The following is a 15876-nucleotide window of genomic DNA, read 5'->3' as shown; positions in this document are numbered from 1 at the left end:
CGCCGGATGATCGAGATCCGCAAACAGAACATGGCCTTCGGCCTCGGCAGCTACACCGAACTCCCCTCCTCCAACCCCGCCGTCATCGCCTTCCTACGCGAATACAAGGACGACCTCGTCCTGTGCGTCCACAACTTCTCCCGCTTCGCCCAGCCCACCGAACTCGACCTCCAGACCTTCGCCGGACGCCACCCCGTCGAACTCATCGGCGGCGTCCGCTTCCCCGCCATCGGAGACCTCCCCTACCTCCTCACCCTCGCAGGCCACGGCTTCTACTGGTTCCGACTGCGCGAGGACACCGTCTAGGCAGACCGCCCGGGCGGGGTCCGTTTCCTCCGCCCCGCCCGGGGCACGCATGAGTAACCACCCCGAGCCCCCCGGGGAAAGGACGCGACGCCATGTCGGAAGCCGTCACCCGTTCCGCCAGTTCACACGGGTCCGCAGTGGCCCCTGGTCTTCTCGCGTCGCTGGATCCCCTGTTGCGCGAATGGCTGCCGCGACAGCGGTGGTTCGCGGGCAAGGGACGTCCGGTCAGCGGTTTCACGCTGGTGGCGGCCACCGAGCTGCTGCCCGCCGACGGAACGCTGGGCCTCTTCCATCTGCTGGTACGGGCCCACCAGCCGCTCACCGCGACACAGGGTGCCCGCACGCACCCCGGCGACTGCTACCAACTGCTGATCGGTCTGCGCGAGGCCCTGCCACCCCGGCTCGCCCCCGCGCTGATCGGCCATCTCTCCGACGGGCCACTGGCCGGCCGGACCGCCTACGAGGCGCTGTACGACCCGCGCCCCGCCGGAATGCTCCTGGAGGCGCTGCGCACCCGGGCGCGCATCGGCGGGCTCCGCTTCGAGCGCGACGCGTGCCAGGACATCCGGGGGGACCTGGTGCCGCGCGTGGTCACCGCGGAACAGTCGAACTCCTCCGTCGTCTATGGAGATACGTTCATCCTGAAGCTGCTGCGCCGGGTCGTCCCGGGAATGAACCCGGACCTGGAACTGCCCCTGATACTGGCCCGCGAGGGCTGTCCCCGGGTGCCCGCACCCGCGGCCTGGCTGCTCGCGGACCTCCGCGACACGACCGACGAGTCGTACGTCCTCGGCGTGCTCCAGCCCTTCGTGCAGGGCGCGGCGGACGGCTGGGAACTCGCGCTGCGCGAGCTGGCCAAGGGCGAGGACTTCGCCGCCGAGGCGCGGGCGCTGGGGCGGGCCACCGCCGAGGTCCACACGGCGCTCGCCCGCGCGCTGCCCACCGTCACGATGGGCCAGGGGCAGTTACGGCTCCTGGTCGAGGGCATGACCGGGCGGCTGGAGGCGGCGGTACGGGCGGTGCCCGCGCTGGTGCCGTACGCGCCCGGCCTGAGGACGGCCTTCGAGGCCCTCGCCGACCTGGCCGCCGAGGGGCAGAGCTGGACGGCGCAGCGCATCCACGGCGATCTCCATCTCGGACAGTGCCTGAGGTCCCCTTCCGGTGACTGGTCCCTGATCGACTTCGAGGGCGAGCCGTCGAAGCCGCTGGCCGAACGCCGGATGCCGCAGCCCCCGGTGCGGGACATCGCGGGCATGCTCCGCTCCTTCGACTACGCGGCCCACTCGCAGCGCCCGGCCGCGCCCGGCTGGGCCTCCACCTGCCGGGCCGCCTACTGCGCCGGTTACGCCGAGGTCGCGGGACGCGACCCCCGCACCGACCCGGTACTGCTGCGCGCCTATGAGACGGACAAGGCGGTCTACGAGGTCGTGTACGAGGCCCGGCACCGGCCCGACTGGCTGCCGGTCCCGCTCTCCGCGATCCGCCGGCTCGCCGCGGACGCCGCCCCGGAGTGATCACGCCCGCCCCACACCCTTCCCCGCCCCGACCCCCGCCCCATCGCACCCTGCCGAGGAGGCCCTGCCCGTGACCCCCCGCCCCCCGTCCGAGGACAGTCCGAAGAAGAGCGGCGCGAAGAAGCCGGGCCCGGCCGACGCCACCGCCGCGGACTCCGGCAAGAAGGCTGCCGCCGCGAAGAAGACGGCGGCAGCGAAGAAGAGTGCGGCCAAGAAGGCCGTCACCAAGAAGGCCGTCGCCGCCAAGCCCGTCGTGAAGAAGTCCGTCGCCGCCGAGCCCGTCGGGAAGAAGGCGGTCTCCGAGCAAGCAGCCACCGGGAAGCCTGCTGCCAAGGAGCCTGCTGCCAAGGAGCCGGATGCCAAGGAGCCGGCTGCCAAGAAGGCCGCCGCCTCGAAGACGGCTGCGAGCGCGGCCGTGAAGAAGGTCCCCCGGAAGGCCGCCGCGAAGAAGGCCGTGTCCGGGAAGACGGCGCCCGGGAAGCCCGCGGCCGAGCGCGCTGCCGCGTCCTCGGCGAAGACCCCGGCGGCACGTGCCCCCAGGACCGGTGTGGCGGAGAAGGTGCCCGCGCAGACGCCCCGCCCCCCGGCGCGGGGCGGTGCGCCCATGGAGGCGGGCGGTCCGCGGATCCCCGCTCCGGCCGCCGCCGAGGGGCAGGGCGGGGTCTCCGGCCCGCCCGGGGACAGGCCCCCGCGCGTCCCCGCACCCGCCACGCCCGCCACGCCTGCCGCACCCGCCGCACCCACCGCACCCGCCGAGCCGTCCGCTGTGACCGTCGGCGCGGGCGCCGAAGTGGGCGCCGGGGACCGGGAGCGGCTGCTGGGAGCCACGCACCACGATCCGCACGGCGTACTGGGCGCCCACCCGGTGCCGGGCGGGGTGGCCTTCCGGGTGCTGCGCCCGTACGCGCTGTCTGTGACCGTCGTGACGGACGAGCTGCGCGCCGAACTGCGCGACGACGGCGACGGCTTCTTCTCCGGTGTGCTGCCGCTGCGCACGGTCCCGGAGTACCGGCTGCTGGTGGCGTACGAGGGGACGGTGCACGAGACGGAGGACGCCTACCGCTTCCTGCCCGCGATCGGCGAACTCGACCTGCATCTGCTCGGCGAGGGCCGGCACGAGGAGCTGTGGAAGGCGCTGGGCGCCCGGACGATGACGCACCAGGGCGTCACCGGCACCCGGTTCACGGTGTGGGCGCCGAACGCGCGGGGTGTGCGCGTGGCCGGCACCTTCAACTACTGGGACGGCAGCGGCTTTCCGATGCGCTCGCTCGGTTCGTCCGGGGTGTGGGAGCTGTTCGTCCCGGCCATCGGCGAGGGCGAGCTCTACAAGTTCGACATCACCCGGCCCGACGGTTCGCGCACGCTGCGGGCCGACCCGATGGCCCGGCACACCGAGGTCCCGCCCAGCACCTCGTCCGTCGTGCACACCTCGCACCACGTGTGGCAGGACGAGGAGTGGATGGCGCACCGGGGCGACCGGCCGGTGCACGAGGCCCCGTTCTCGGTGTACGAGGTGCACCTGCCGTCCTGGCGGCCGGGGCTGACCTACCGCCGGCTCGCCGAACAACTCCCCGCGTACGTCCGCGACCTGGGCTTCACCCACGTGGAACTGCTGCCGGTCGCGGAGCACCCCTTCGGCGGATCCTGGGGCTACCAGGTCACCGGGTTCTACGCGCCGACGTCTCGGCTCGGCACCCCCGACGACTTCAAGTACCTGGTCGACGCGCTGCACCGGGCGGGTGTCGGCGTCCTGATGGACTGGGTCCCGGCGCACTTCCCGCGCGACGACTGGGCCCTGGCCGAGTTCGACGGACGGCCGCTGTACGAGCACCACGACCCGTCGCGGGCCGCCCACCCGGACTGGGGGACCCTGGAGTTCGACTACGGCCGCAAGGAGGTGCGCAACTTCCTCGTCGCCAACGCCGTGTACTGGTGCGAGGAGTTCCACATCGACGGCCTGCGCGTCGACGCCGTCGCCTCCATGCTCTACCTCGACTACTCGCGCGAGCCCGGACAGTGGACACCCAACGAGCACGGCGGGCGCGAGAACCTCGACGCGGTCGCCTTCCTCCAGGAGATGAACGCCACCGTCTACCGCCGCAACCCCGGTGTCGTCACCGTCGCCGAGGAGTCCACCGCCTGGGACGGCGTCACCCGCGCCACCCACCACACGGGTCCCGGCGGCTTCGGCGGCCTCGGCTTCGGGCTGAAGTGGAACATGGGCTGGATGCACGACTCCCTCGGCTATGTGGGGCACGATCCGGTGCACCGCAGGTACCACCACGACGAGATGACGTTCTCGACGGTGTACGCCTACAGCGAGAACTACCTCCTGCCGATCTCCCACGACGAGGTGGTGCACGGGAAGCGGTCGCTGGTGTCGAAGATGCCGGGCGACTGGTGGCAGCAGCGGGCCACCCACCGGGCGTACCTCGGCTTCATGTGGGCCCACCCGGGCAAGCAACTCCTGTTCATGGGCCAGGAGTTCGCCCAGGGCGCGGAATGGTCGGAGAGCCATGGGCCGGACTGGTGGCTGCTGGACCCGGCGTACGCGGCGGAGCCGGACCACCGGGGCGTGCGCGACCTCGTACGCGACCTCAACACCGTGTACCGGCGGGAACCGTCGCTGTGGCAGCGGGATGCCGACCCCGCCGGTTTCGCGTGGGTGGCGGGGGACGCGGCGGAGGACAACGTGTTCGCGTTCCTGCGGTACGACGCGGAGGGGGTGCCGCTGCTGGCGGTGTCGCACTTCTCGCCCGTGGTGCGGCCCGAGTACCGGATCGGGGTTCCGGAGGACGTTCCCGCGTGGCGGGAGGTGCTGAACACGGACGCGGGCCGGTACGGGGGCGGGGACGTCGTCCATCCGGACCCGGTGAAAGCGGATCCCCACCCGGCGCACGGCCGCGCGGCCAGCCTGCGGCTGACGTTGCCGCCCCTGGCCACGGTCTGGCTCCGTCCCGCGTAGTTCTCACCCCCTCCGCCCTGCCCGCCCCCTCCGGGGTGGCCGCCCCCGACCCCGCTCCCTGCACGCCGGAGGGGCTGGACTTCCAGCCCCTCCGGCGTTCGGAGGTACTACCCCAGGCCCGCCGGCAAGGTGCCCGTGTGCAGGACTCCCAGGGACTGGGTCGCCCGGGTCAGGGCGACGTACAGGTCACTCGTGCCGAAGGAACCCGGCTCCACCACCAGCACCGCGTCGAACTCCAGCCCCTTCGCCTGACGGGGGTCGAGCAGGACGACCGACCGCGTCAGGTCCGGGTCCTGTCCCGCCACGACCCCCTCCAGCCGCTCCGCCAGCGACGCGTGCAGCGTCCGGGGCGCGATCACGGCCGTCCGCCCCTCCGCCGGGGAGAGCTCACGGACCCCCTCGGCGACGGCGGCGGGGAGGTCGTCGGTCTGCCGCACCCACGGGCGTACGCCGGTGGACCGCACGGAACTCGGCGGCTCGAACCCCGGGTCGGACACCCGCAGCACGGCCGCCGCGAGGTCCATGATCTCGGAGGGCGTCCGGTAGTTCACCGCGAGACGCGTGTGCTCCCACCGCCCTTGGACGTACGGTTCGAGGATGCCGGACCACGAGCCGACACCCGCCGCCTCGGCGGTCTGCGCCGGGTCACCGACGAGCGTCATCGAACGGGTCGGGCTGCGCCGCATCAGCAGCCGCCACGCCATCGGCGACAGCTCCTGCGCCTCGTCGACGATAATGTGCCCGAACGCCCACGTGCGGTCGGCCGCCGCCCGCTCGGCGGCGCTGCGGTGGTCGGCCTCCTCGTGCCGCTCGGCCATCCGTTCCGCGTCGATGATGTCGTGCGCGGACAGGACCTCGGCGTCCTCCTCGTCCTTGTCCTCGAACTCGTACGTACGGGAGGCGTAGGAGACGTCGAGGACACCCTGCGCGTAGGCGACCTGGCTTCGGCGCTCCTGGTCGGCGCGGGCGCGGGTGACCCGGTCGTCCTCGCCGAGCAGTTCGGCGGCCTCGTCGAGGAGGGGGACGTCGGAGACGGTCCACTGCGCGGTGACGGGACGGCGGACGGCCGCCGCGTCCTCGGCGGACAGGTGTCCCTCCGGCGCGGCGAGGAAACCGGCGACCAGCCGCTGCGGGGTGAGCCGGGGCCACAGCTGCTCGACGGCCGCCCAGACCTCGGGGTTCTCGGCGAGTTCGTCGCGGATCTGGGTGATGTCGCTGGGGTCGAGCAAATTGGAGCCGTCGTAGGGGTCCGTGCCGATGCGTTCGGCCACCATGTCGGTGAGGGCGTTGAGGATGTGACCCTCGAAGTACTCGCGGGCCACGTTGTGCGGGAGTCCCGCCTCACGGGTGCGCTCGCGGGCGACCCGGACGAGCCCGGCGTCGAGCATCAGGACGTCGCGGTCGTGCTCGATGGCGATGACGGGATCGGGCAGCGCCTGCCGCTCCCGTACGACGGCGTCGAGCACGCCGGCCATGTCGGCGCGGCCCTTGACGGCCGCGGCGGCCGGGCTGTCGGCGGCCGTCGCCCGTACGCCGGGGAACAGTTCGCCGACGGTGGCCAGGAGGACGCCCGTCTCGCCGAGGGAGGGCAGCACCTCGCCGATGTAGCCGAGGAACGCCGGGTTGGGGCCGACGATGAGGACGGCACGCTTGGCGAGCAGTTCCCGGTGTTCGTAGAGCAGGTACGCGGCCCGGTGCAGGGCCACGGCGGTCTTGCCGGTGCCGGGGCCGCCCTCCACCACCATGACGCCGCGGTGCGGAGCGCGGATGATCCGGTCCTGTTCGGCCTGGATGGTCTGCACGATGTCGCTCATCCGGCCGGTGCGGGCCGAGTTGAGCGCGGCGAGCAGCACGGCGTCACCGGTGGGGTCCTCGTGGCCGGTGCGCTCGTGGTCGCCGAGGTCGAGGATCTCGTCGTGGAGGCCGGTGACCCGGCGCCCTTCGGTGGTGATGTGCCGGCGGCGCCGCAGGCCCATCGGGGTGTGGCCGGTGGCGAGGTAGAAGGGGCGGGCGACGGGGGCGCGCCAGTCGACGAGGATCGGGGTGTGTTCGGTGTCGTCGGCGCGGATGCCGATGCGGCCGATGTGGTGGCTGACGCCCGTGGTGAGGTCGACGCGGCCGAAGCAGAGCGAGCCGTCCACGGCGTTCAGCGCGGCGAGCAGTCCCGAGCGTTCCGCGACGAGGACGTCCCGCTCCAGGCGGGCCTGCATCGGGGTGCTGCCCTGCGCGAGGGCGTCCGCCACGGAGGCCTCGGTGCCGCCGCGCAGGACGTCCACGCGCGCGTACAGCCCGTCGATGAATTCCTGCTCACGCCTGAATTCCTCGTCGGTAAACGGTGTGGTGGCTTTGGTGGAGTCTGAGTTCGAGGCCTTGTTTGACAATTCCGCTCCCGCCCGGATATACTCTGCTCAGTGAACTTCTCCGCGACCTGGGATTCCGAATATCACCTCGGGCATCACACGGAAGTCGCGAACCATCGAATATACGCAGAGAAATCCCCCGAGCGCAATTGCTCGGGGGATTTCCTCGTTCACGGGAGCTTGCGGAGTACGGGCGGAGCGCGCCGTCCCGCACTCCGCCCGGATCAAAGGACGTCGGAGAGTTCTTCCAGCAGCCGCCTCCTGGGCCTGGCCCCCACCATCGACTTCACCGGCTCGCCGCCGCGGAACACCATCAGGGTGGGCATCGACAGCACGCCGTACGCCACGGTCGTCCCGGGATTGCGGTCCACGTCGAGCTGGACGACCTTGAGCCGGCCCGCCTGCTCGGCCGCGATGTCACTGAGCACCGGCGCAAGCTGCCGGCACGGTCCGCACCAGTCGGCGGTGAACTCCACCAGTACGGGCAGCTCCGCCCCGATCACCTCCGCCGCGAAATCGGCGTCCGTCACCTCGTCCACACCTGCCGCCTTGATCACAGCGTCCGTCCTCCCAGTTCGCACACCGGCTCCGGACCCCCCGGAGCCCCCGCCTCGGCCGCCAGCTCGTCACGCGCCCGCTCCGCCCGCGTCAACTGGTCGCCGACCTGTTCGCGGACCGTCGCGAGCTCACCGATCAGCGCGTCCAGCTCGGCGAGCTTGCGGCGGTAGACGTCCAGCGAGGCCGGACAGGAGTCCCCCTCCGGGTGCCCGGCCCGCAGGCACTCCACGAAGGGCCGCGTCTCCTCCAGGTCGAACCCGAAGTCCCGCAGCGTCGTGATCTGCCGCAGCAGCCGCAGGTCGCCCTCGTCGTAGGTGCGGTAGCCGTTGCCGCCCCGCCGGGCGGGCAGCAGCCCCCGCGACTCGTAGTACCGCAAGGTCCGCGTGGTCGTCCCGGCCCGTGCCGCCAGCTCGCCGATTCGCATGACCGCGACGGTAATCCTTGACGCCGACGTCAAGGCAAGTACACGGACCCGGCCCGCCGCTCACGGCCAGCGGGGGAGCAGCGGCTTCCGCTCGACCGGGGAGGACAGCACGATGGACGTCGTCGTACGGCCCAGCGCCGCGGTCTGTTCGAGGACGTCCTCCAGGTGGACGGTGTCCGCGACCGCGACCTTGAGGATCCAGCAGTCCTCGCCGACCACGTGATGGACCTCGGTCACCTCGGGGCGGGCGATCAGCTCCAGGGTCCTGGGGTGTTTGAGGGTGTACCCGCCGTGCGGGTTCACCCTGATGAACGCCTGGATCCCGTACCCGAGCGCGGACGTCGACACGTGCGCGCCGTAGCCGGTGACGGCGCCCGCGGCCTCCAGCCTGCGCACCCGTTCGGCGACGGCCGCCGGGCTCAGCCGGACCCGGCGGCCCAGCTCGCTCAGTCTGATCCGGCCGTCGCTCTGCAGCAGTTCCAGGATCTGCCGGTCCAGCGTGTCGAAGGCCGCCGACGTTTCACCGGCGGCGGGGCGCGCATACCGTTGTTCTTTCGGTGCCGGGCCCGTATCTCCCATGTCTCTCCCTTCAGAGCCGGCCTGTGCCTCGGGAGAATTATGGCCGCAGGGAAGACGGCCGGGGGACGGCCCGGGTGCCGGGAACGGGCGCGGGGAGCGGGCACCGGCCGGAACGACGGAGAACGGAAATGGGGGGCGTCGTGCGCGACGTGTGCGTCATCGGTGGGAACCGGTATTTCGGCAAGCGGCTGACGGCCCGGCTGCTCGCCGCCGGGGACCGGGTCACCGTCGTCAACCGGGGTTCGTCACCACCGCCCGAGGGAGCCGTTCACCTCGTGGCCGACCGTGACGACGAGCGTTCCCTGGAACGGGCGATGGGCACACGCACCTTCGACGTCGTCGTCGACCAGGTCTGCTACACCCCGCGCCAGGCGGAGATCGCCCGCCGGGTGTTCGCACGGCGCACCAGCCGCTATGTGATGACGTCGACGGTCGAGGTGTACGAGAACGAGGACTCGGCGTCGCTCGTCACCGAGGAGGCCGTGGACCCTCGTATCGTCGCCGTGGACCTCACTCTGCCCTGGGACGACCCGGAGTTCGTCGACGCGCACTACGGCGAGGGCAAGCGCCAGGCGGAGGCGGTCCTCGCGGCGGACCCGCCGGATCCGGCGGACCCCGCGTTCCCGTACGTCGCCGTGCGCGTCGCCCATGTCCTCGGCGGAAACGACGACTTCACGGGCCGGCTCGACCACTACGCGTCCCGCATCCGCACCGGTGAGCCGATCGCGGTGCCCCTCGTGAACCGTCCGGCGACGTACATCCACGTCGAGGAGATCGCGGACTTCCTCTTCTGGGCCGTCGGCGAGAAGTTCACCGGACCGGTGAACGCGGCGTCCCACGGGACGCTGACCACCGAGGAGTTGTGCGCCGCCGTCGCCGCGCTCGTCCCCGGCGGGCGGACCGTGCTGAGGGGAGTGGAGGCCGGCGAGGTCTCGCCGTTCTCCTTCGCCCGCGCGTACGGGATGGACAACACGCGGGCCGCCCGGCTCGGGTTCGGATTCGGCCGGGCCCGGCACTGGCTGCCGCGTGCCGTGGCCCAGACACTCGGGAAGGACTGACATGCGTCACCGCACGCTCGGCGGAACCGGGGTCGGCGCGATCGGCCTGGGGGCGATGCCACTGTCCATCGAGGGCCGCCCCGACGAGGCACGGGCCCTGGCCACGGTGCACGCCGCGCTCGACGCGGGCGTCACCCTCCTCGACACCGCGGACTCGTACCACCTGCCGGGCGACGGGCCCGGCCACAACGAGCGCCTCGTCGCCCGCGCCCTCGCCACGTACGGCGGCGACACCACCGGCGTGCTGGTGGCCGCCAAGGGCGGGCGCGGCCGGCCCGCCGACGGCAGCTGGACGGTGAACGGGAGCCCCTCCCACCTCAGGGCCGCCGCGGAGGCGTCCCTGAAGCGGCTGGGCGTGGAGGCGATCGGCCTCTACCAGCTCCACAAGCCCGACCCGGCCGTCCCCTTCGAGGAGTCCGTGGGCGCGCTGCGTGACCTGCTCGACGAGGGCAAGATCCGCCTCGCCGGCCTCTCCAACACGGACGCCGACCAGATCCTGCGGGCCCGCGCGATCCTCGGGGACCGGCTGGTCTCGGTCCAGAACCAGTACTCCCCCGCCGTCCGCGACAGCGACGCCGAACTGCGGCTCTGCGCCGAGCTGGGGCTCGCCTTCCTCCCGTGGAGCCCCCTCGGCGGAATCTCCCACAGCTCCCTCGATGGCCCGTCGCGGCTGGAATCCACCCCGTTCGGCGCCTTCCGCGCGATCGCCCGTGAGCGCGGTACGACGCCCCAGCGGGTCTGCCTCGCCTGGCTGCTGTCGCTCTCCCCGACGGTGATCCCCATCCCGGGCGCGAGCCGCCCGGAGACGATTCGCGACTCGGCACAGGCCGCGGACCTGCTCCTGGACGCGGAGGAACTGGCCCTGCTGGAGGCGAGCACCCGGCACGCGGACTGAGGACGGCGGCACGCGGGCCCGGGCGGCTCCCGGCCTCCGCGGGGTGCTGACGCCGGCGACGGGACGGTGTCCGGCGACGAGGGGTGGCGGGGCACGGCGCGGGCCGGAGCACAGGCGCGGGGGGGGGGGGGGGGGGGGGGGGGGGCGGGCGCCCCGCGGGGGGGGGGGGGGGGCGCGGGGGTGGGGGCCCCCCCCCCCCCCGACGCGCCGGTGCCCGGCGGCTGGTCGCCGCCGGGCACCGGGGGGGAGCCGAGCGTCCGGGTCTTGTACGGGGAGTTCCCCGGCCGCTCGGGGGTGTCCTCCGGGCGCGTCAGGAACGCCCGGAGAGTCGGGGACCCACTACGCCTTCGCCAGTTCCTTCTCGCCGCCCTGCTCGGGGACGTGGGCGGCCGGGGCACCCTCGGCGTCGTCCAGCAGGGTCGTCTCGTCGAAGGGGAGCCGGCCGGCGAGGACCTGGTCGACGCGGGCCCGGTCGATCTCCTTGGTCCAGGTGCCGACGAGCACCGTGGCGACGGCGTTGCCCGCGAAGTTGGTGAGGGCGCGGGCCTCGCTCATGAAGCGGTCGATGCCGACGATCAGGCCGACGCCGTCGACCAGGGCGGGCTTGTGGGACTGCAGACCGCCGGCCAGCGTGGCGAGACCGGCGCCGCTGACGCCCGCCGCGCCCTTGGAGGCGACCAGGAGGAAGAGCAGCAGCGGGATCTGCTCGCCGACGGACATCGGCGTACCGAGCGCGTCGGCGATGTAGAGCGACGCCATGGTCATGTAGATCATGGTGCCGTCGAGGTTGAAGGAGTAGCCGGTCGGGACGGTGATGCCGACCACCGGCTTGCTGACGCCCAGGTGCTCCATCTTCGCGATCAGCCGGGGCAGCGCCGACTCGGAGGAGGAGGTGGACAGGATCAGCAGGAACTCACGGGCCAGGTACTTGAGCAGCAGGAAGATGTTGACGCCGGAGACGATCCGCAGCATGGCGCCGAGCACGATGAAGACGAACAGGAAGCAGGTCACGTAGAAGCCGAGCATCAGGACGGCGAGGCTCTTGAGGGCGTCGACGCCCGCCGAGCCGGTGACCGCCGCGATGGCGCCGAAGGCACCGAGCGGGGCGGCCCACATGACCATGGCGAGGATGCGGAAGACGAGCCGCTGGACGTGCTCGATGCCGCGCAGCACCGGCTGCCCCGCCGAGCCCATCGCCTGCAGCGCGAATCCCGTGAGCAGGGCGATCAGCAGGGTCTGCAGGACCTGGCCCTCGGTGAAGGCGGAGACGAACGACGTCGGAATGATCGACAGCACGAAATCGACCGGGGGAAGCGCTTCCGCGGAGACCTGGGCGTGGCCGGTCTGCTTGATCGCGTCGGTCAGCTCCAGGCCCGTACCGGGGTGCAGGACGTTGCCGACGACCAGGCCGATGGCGAGCGCGACCAGGGACATCACCAGGAAGTAGCCGAGCGCGATACCGCCGACGGCGCCGACCTTCGCGGCCTTGCGCACCGAACCGATGCCGAGCACGATCGTGCAGAAGATGATCGGGGAGATCATCATCTTGATCAGGTTCACGAAGCCCGTGCCGATGGGCTTCAGCTCGACCGCGAAGTCCGGGGCGACGAGGCCCACGGCGATGCCGAGAACGACCGCGATGATCACGGCGATGTACAGATAGTGAGTACGGTCCCGCTTGGCTGCGGGCGTGGCAGGTGCCGTAGTCGGTGTGCTGCTCACGGCTGCCCTCCTTGACGACGTCGTCGGCATCATCCGGCGTGCGGCTCACGTCCGGGGGAAGACCGGGAGCGGACTCCCGGTGGGGAACGTCCGGGAGCGGGCTCCCGGACAGAATGGCCGGATCTCGCGCCTCCGGCCGGGGACCGGAAACGGATCCCCGTTACGGAGACGGACTCCCGGACCGGGAGCGGGGGCTCCCGGAACCGGCGGACACGAAGCCCGGCTGTGGGTGACTATCTCCCGGCCTGTGAGGGCGGTCACCCTTCCGTACATTTAGTTCACGCCAACACGGCGAGGCAGACTGATGCCATGCGTCTCCCCCGCCCACCGAGACCCCGCAGCCTCGCCGGCCAGCTGTTCGCCATGCAGGCCGTGCTCATCGCGGTGCTCCTGACCGGGTACGCGCTCTTCGGCTACGTCAGCGACCGCGGCCAGGCCGAGGACGCGGCGGGGCGTCAGGCGTCGGCCGTGGCCCGCTCCGTCGCGGACGCCCCCTCGGTGCGGCAGGCGATCGCCACGGCCGACCCGACGGCGGCCCTCCAGCCGTACGCGAACCAGGTGCAGCGGCACACCCGCGTCGACTTCGTCACGATCATGGACCCGGACGGGATCCGCTGGACCCACCCGAAACCGGACCGGATAGGCGAGAAGTTCCTCGGCAACACGGCCCGCGCCCTGGCCGGGCACACCTTCACCGAGACGTACACCGGCACCCTCGGCCCGTCCGTCCGCGCCGTCACCCCGATCAGGGACCACGGGCGCATCGTCGGCCTGGTCAGCGCGGGCATCCGGGTGGAGACGATCAGTGAGCGCGCGCAGGACCAGGTCGCGGCCCTCGTCGGCGTCGCCGGCGGCGCCCTGGCCCTGGGCGGCGTCGGCACGTATGTGATCAACGCCCGGCTGCGCCGCTCCACCCACGGTCTGAACGCGGCCGAGCTCAGCCGGATGCACGACTACCACCAGGCCGCCCTGCACGCCGTGCGTGAGGGCCTGCTGATGCTGGACGGCCGGTTCCGGGTGGCGCTGATCAACGACGGCGGCCGGGAACTGCTCGGGGTGAGCGGCGACGCGGTGGGACGGTCCGTCGCCGATCTCGGTCTGCCCTCGCCGCTCACCGGCGCCCTGCTGTCCTCGCGGCCACGCGTGGACGAGGTGCACCTGACGGCGGAGCGCGTGCTCGTCGTGAACACCTCCCCCGTCTCCGGCGGCGAGCACCGGGGCACGGTGGTGACGCTGCGCGACGTGACGGAGCTGCAGTCCCTCATGGGGGAGCTGGACTCGGAGCGCGGCTTCACGCAGGCCCTGCGCTCCCAGGCGCACGAGGCGGCGAACCGGCTGCACACCGTCGTCTCGCTGATCGAACTGGGCCGCGCCGAGGAGGCCGTCGACTTCGCGACCGCGGAGCTGGAGCTGGCCCAGGCGCTCACCGACCAGGTGGTCGCGGCGGTCGGCGAGCCGGTCCTGGCGGCCCTGCTGCTCGGCAAGGCGGCGCAGGCCAACGAGCGGGGCGTGGAGCTGGTGGTCTCCCCCGACAGCCGCATCGACGACGGGCTGCTCCCCGAGCCGCTGCCCGCCCGGGACCTGGTCACCGTGCTGGGCAACCTGATCGACAACGCGGTCGACGCGGCGCAGGGCTCGGTCGGGGCGCGGGTCACGGTGACCGCCCGCACGGAAGGCTCCGGTCTGCTGCTGCGGGTCGCGGACACGGGCGCCGGGGTGGATCCGGCCCACGCCGAGGCGGTGTTCCGGCGCGGCTGGTCGACGAAGCCGGCCGGGCCCGGCGGGCGCGGCCTGGGTCTCGCGCTGGTCCGGCAGGTGGTGAGCCGTCACGAGGGCACCCTGACGGTGGCGGAGGCGGCGGGGGGCGGGGCGGAGTTCGAGGTACGGCTTCCGCTGCCGGACGTCGTGCGGGAGGCGGCGGTCGCCGACGCGCCCCCGCCCGCGCCCGCGCCCGCGCCCGCGCCCTGCGAGGGTCCTGGCCGGTACGGGGACGACGACCGGCCCGGACCCGCCGGGCTCGGCGGGTCCGGCGGGTCCGGCGGGTCCGGCGCCGTCGTACCACGGCCGGCCGGGCCCCGGTCCGCCCAGCTCCGGTCCGCCGAGTCCGATCCCGGCTCGTCGGGGCACCCGGAGGAGGAGCCCGTCACACCCGGGCCCGACGCGCGGCCAGCGAAGGGCGGACCCGCCCCGGACGGGCCCGTGCCGGTCGGCCCGGCGGCGCACCGGACCACCGGGACCGCCGTGCCTGGAGGCGAGAGATGACCGAGCCCGAGCCGTTGCGCGTACTCGTCGTGGAGGACGACCCCGTCGCCGCCGACGCGCACGTCATGTACGTGAACCGCGTCCCCGGGTTCACCGCGGTCGGCAAGGCGCACACCGGCGCCGAGGCCCGGCGCGCCCTGGACCGGATCCCGGTGGACCTGCTGCTGCTCGACCTGCATCTGCCCGACGGGCACGGACTCCAGCTCGCGCGCTCCCTGCGGGCCGCCGGTCACCACGCCGACGTGATCGCCGTGACCTCGGCGCGCGACCTCGCCGTCGTACGGGAGGGGGTCTCGCTCGGGGTCGTCCAGTACGTGCTGAAGCCGTTCACCTTCGGCACCCTGCGGGACCGGCTGGTCCGGTACGCGGAGTTCCACGCGGCGGCCGGCGAGGCGAGCGGCCAGGACGAGGTGGACCGGGCCCTGGCCACCCTGCGCGCCCCCGGCCCGGCGGCGCTGCCCAAGGGCCTGAGCGGGCCGACCCTGGAACGGGTGACGCGGACGCTGCGCGACTCGGCCGAGGGCCTGACCGCCGCCGGTGTCGCCGAGGCGGCCGGCATCTCCCGCATCACGGCCCGGCGCTACCTTGAACACCTGGTCGACTCGGGCAGGGCGGGCCGCAAGCCGCAGTACGGGCAGGTGGGGCGGCCGGAGCTGGTGTACCGGTGGGTGAAGGGCCCACGGGGAACGGCCCGTTGACCGGCTCCCGCGCCGCGTCCCCGCGCGGTGTCACGGCGGTCCGGCCGCGGGAGCGGCCGCGGTCAACGACCTCCCCTACGCGAGCCGACCGCGTTCCGCATCCTCTGCTCGACGCGTGAACCCGCTCCACGTCCTGGTGGCCCGGCGCCTGGGCGACGGTGACGCGCCGGGGGCGCGGTCAAGGCGCGCCGGGCGGGGCAGTGAAGGGGTGTGAGGGCGGGGGTGGGGCGGGGCCGGGGCGCCGGGAGCGCAAGGATCGCGCCGCGGTCCGCTCACCCGCCCGGGGGGGGGTGGCGAACCGCACCGCCTTGACGTCTTCGCACAGGATGTCGAGGGACAGTCGAGCGGTGCGGTACGGGCCGCCCACGCCGCGACGACGGACCCGGCCTCGCGCCGGTCCGGGAATCCCGGGACCTGCGGGGCCGCATATGCCCGGCCACCTTGCCGTTCGCATGGGCACGCTCCGGGACGGAGGCCGGGCCCCGCACACCCGCCCCGCGGCCCGCGAACCCCGCGCCGACGGGCCCTCGCGGCA

The 15876-nt window shown here is 73.2% G+C and carries 12 protein-coding genes; 7 read left to right on the top strand and 5 right to left on the bottom strand.

Translation table 11 applies throughout. The features are described 5' to 3' along the window. From ACFY93_RS20940 to glgB, 3 genes are all read left to right on the top strand, one after another. On the top strand, nucleotides 1–306 hold a 306-nt coding region (locus tag ACFY93_RS20940; protein ID WP_391361061.1), incomplete at its 5' end, for an alpha-glucosidase C-terminal domain-containing protein. A 92-nt stretch (nucleotides 307–398) separates the two neighbouring features. Then, the gene (locus tag ACFY93_RS20935) at nucleotides 399–1820 is read left to right on the top strand and encodes a phosphotransferase (RefSeq protein ID WP_391361059.1); all 1422 of its coding nucleotides are present in this window, start codon (nucleotides 399–401) and stop codon (nucleotides 1818–1820) included. Nucleotides 1821–1890: 70 nt separating this feature from the next. Further along, nucleotides 1891–4785: a 1,4-alpha-glucan branching enzyme gene (gene glgB / locus ACFY93_RS20930; RefSeq protein ID WP_391361058.1), complete on the top strand. Its 2895-nt coding sequence runs from the start codon at nucleotides 1891–1893 to the stop codon at nucleotides 4783–4785. Between the two features lie 107 nt (nucleotides 4786–4892). Here the strand turns inward: glgB and ACFY93_RS20925 are convergent, their stop codons facing one another. The 4 genes from ACFY93_RS20925 to ACFY93_RS20910 all read right to left on the bottom strand — a co-directional run bounded on the left by ACFY93_RS20925 (nucleotide 4893) and on the right by ACFY93_RS20910 (nucleotide 8706). After that, a complete protein-coding gene (locus ACFY93_RS20925) occupies nucleotides 4893–7184 on the bottom strand; it encodes a UvrD-helicase domain-containing protein (protein ID WP_391361104.1) in 2292 nt (763 codons plus the stop codon). 185 nt (nucleotides 7185–7369) lie between these two features. After that, a complete protein-coding gene (gene trxA / locus ACFY93_RS20920) occupies nucleotides 7370–7702 on the bottom strand; it encodes a thioredoxin (RefSeq protein ID WP_391361055.1) in 333 nt (110 codons plus the stop codon). Continuing rightward, entirely contained in the window at nucleotides 7699–8127 is a 429-nt protein-coding gene (locus ACFY93_RS20915) for a MerR family transcriptional regulator (RefSeq protein WP_391361052.1), read from the bottom strand. Before ACFY93_RS20915 ends, trxA begins: the two co-directional genes overlap by 4 nt. Before the next feature lie 60 nt (nucleotides 8128–8187). After that, nucleotides 8188–8706: an AsnC family transcriptional regulator gene (locus ACFY93_RS20910; protein ID WP_391361049.1), complete on the bottom strand. Its 519-nt coding sequence runs from the start codon at nucleotides 8704–8706 to the stop codon at nucleotides 8188–8190. Nucleotides 8707–8834: 128 nt separating this feature from the next. Here ACFY93_RS20910 and ACFY93_RS20905 point away from each other — a divergent pair, with 128 nt between their 5' ends. Then, the gene (locus ACFY93_RS20905; protein WP_391361046.1) at nucleotides 8835–9764 is read left to right on the top strand and encodes an NAD-dependent epimerase/dehydratase family protein; all 930 of its coding nucleotides are present in this window, start codon (nucleotides 8835–8837) and stop codon (nucleotides 9762–9764) included. A 1-nt stretch (nucleotide 9765) separates the two neighbouring features. Then, nucleotides 9766–10659, top strand: coding sequence for an aldo/keto reductase (locus tag ACFY93_RS20900; RefSeq protein ID WP_391361043.1), 894 nt, complete (start codon nucleotides 9766–9768; stop codon nucleotides 10657–10659). Between the two features lie 339 nt (nucleotides 10660–10998). Here the strand turns inward: ACFY93_RS20900 and ACFY93_RS20895 are convergent, their stop codons facing one another. Continuing rightward, nucleotides 10999–12414, bottom strand: a complete 1416-nt coding sequence (locus ACFY93_RS20895) for a cation:dicarboxylate symporter family transporter (protein WP_391361040.1) — start codon at nucleotides 12412–12414, stop codon at nucleotides 10999–11001. A gap of 276 nt (nucleotides 12415–12690) precedes the next feature. On the opposite strand from ACFY93_RS20895, the gene ACFY93_RS20890 reads away from it, so the two are divergent. Both ACFY93_RS20890 and ACFY93_RS20885 read left to right on the top strand, forming a co-directional pair. Further along, the gene (locus ACFY93_RS20890; RefSeq protein WP_391361037.1) at nucleotides 12691–14643 is read left to right on the top strand and encodes an ATP-binding protein; all 1953 of its coding nucleotides are present in this window, start codon (nucleotides 12691–12693) and stop codon (nucleotides 14641–14643) included. Next, complete coding sequence (locus ACFY93_RS20885; RefSeq protein WP_391361033.1) at nucleotides 14640–15341, top strand: response regulator; 702 nt, start codon at nucleotides 14640–14642, stop codon at nucleotides 15339–15341. Before ACFY93_RS20890 ends, ACFY93_RS20885 begins: the two co-directional genes overlap by 4 nt. Nucleotides 15342–15876 lie beyond the last annotated feature (535 nt).

This window comes from Streptomyces sp. NPDC008313, assembly GCF_042956125.1.
In the GTDB taxonomy this organism is placed as follows: domain Bacteria; phylum Actinomycetota; class Actinomycetes; order Streptomycetales; family Streptomycetaceae; genus Streptomyces.
The sequence above is the reverse complement of the archived record's forward strand: the minus strand, read 5'-3'. Positions and strand labels throughout refer to the sequence as shown.

What these genes read in the sequence shown, in the direction of transcription:
- ACFY93_RS20935 (WP_391361059.1), top strand. Translation starts at nt 399, where the DNA reads ATGTCGGAAGCCGTCACCCGTTCCGCCAGTTCACACGGGTCCGCAGTG.
- ACFY93_RS20915 (WP_391361052.1), bottom strand. Translation starts at nt 8,127, where the DNA reads ATGCGAATCGGCGAGCTGGCGGCACGGGCCGGGACGACCACGCGGACC.
- ACFY93_RS20910 (WP_391361049.1), bottom strand. Translation starts at nt 8,706, where the DNA reads ATGGGAGATACGGGCCCGGCACCGAAAGAACAACGGTATGCGCGCCCC.
- ACFY93_RS20905 (WP_391361046.1), top strand. Translation starts at nt 8,835, where the DNA reads ATGGGGGGCGTCGTGCGCGACGTGTGCGTCATCGGTGGGAACCGGTAT.
- ACFY93_RS20900 (WP_391361043.1), top strand. Translation starts at nt 9,766, where the DNA reads ATGCGTCACCGCACGCTCGGCGGAACCGGGGTCGGCGCGATCGGCCTG.
- ACFY93_RS20895 (WP_391361040.1), bottom strand. Translation starts at nt 12,414, where the DNA reads ATGATGCCGACGACGTCGTCAAGGAGGGCAGCCGTGAGCAGCACACCG.
- ACFY93_RS20890 (WP_391361037.1), top strand. Translation starts at nt 12,691, where the DNA reads ATGCGTCTCCCCCGCCCACCGAGACCCCGCAGCCTCGCCGGCCAGCTG.
- ACFY93_RS20885 (WP_391361033.1), top strand. Translation starts at nt 14,640, where the DNA reads ATGACCGAGCCCGAGCCGTTGCGCGTACTCGTCGTGGAGGACGACCCC.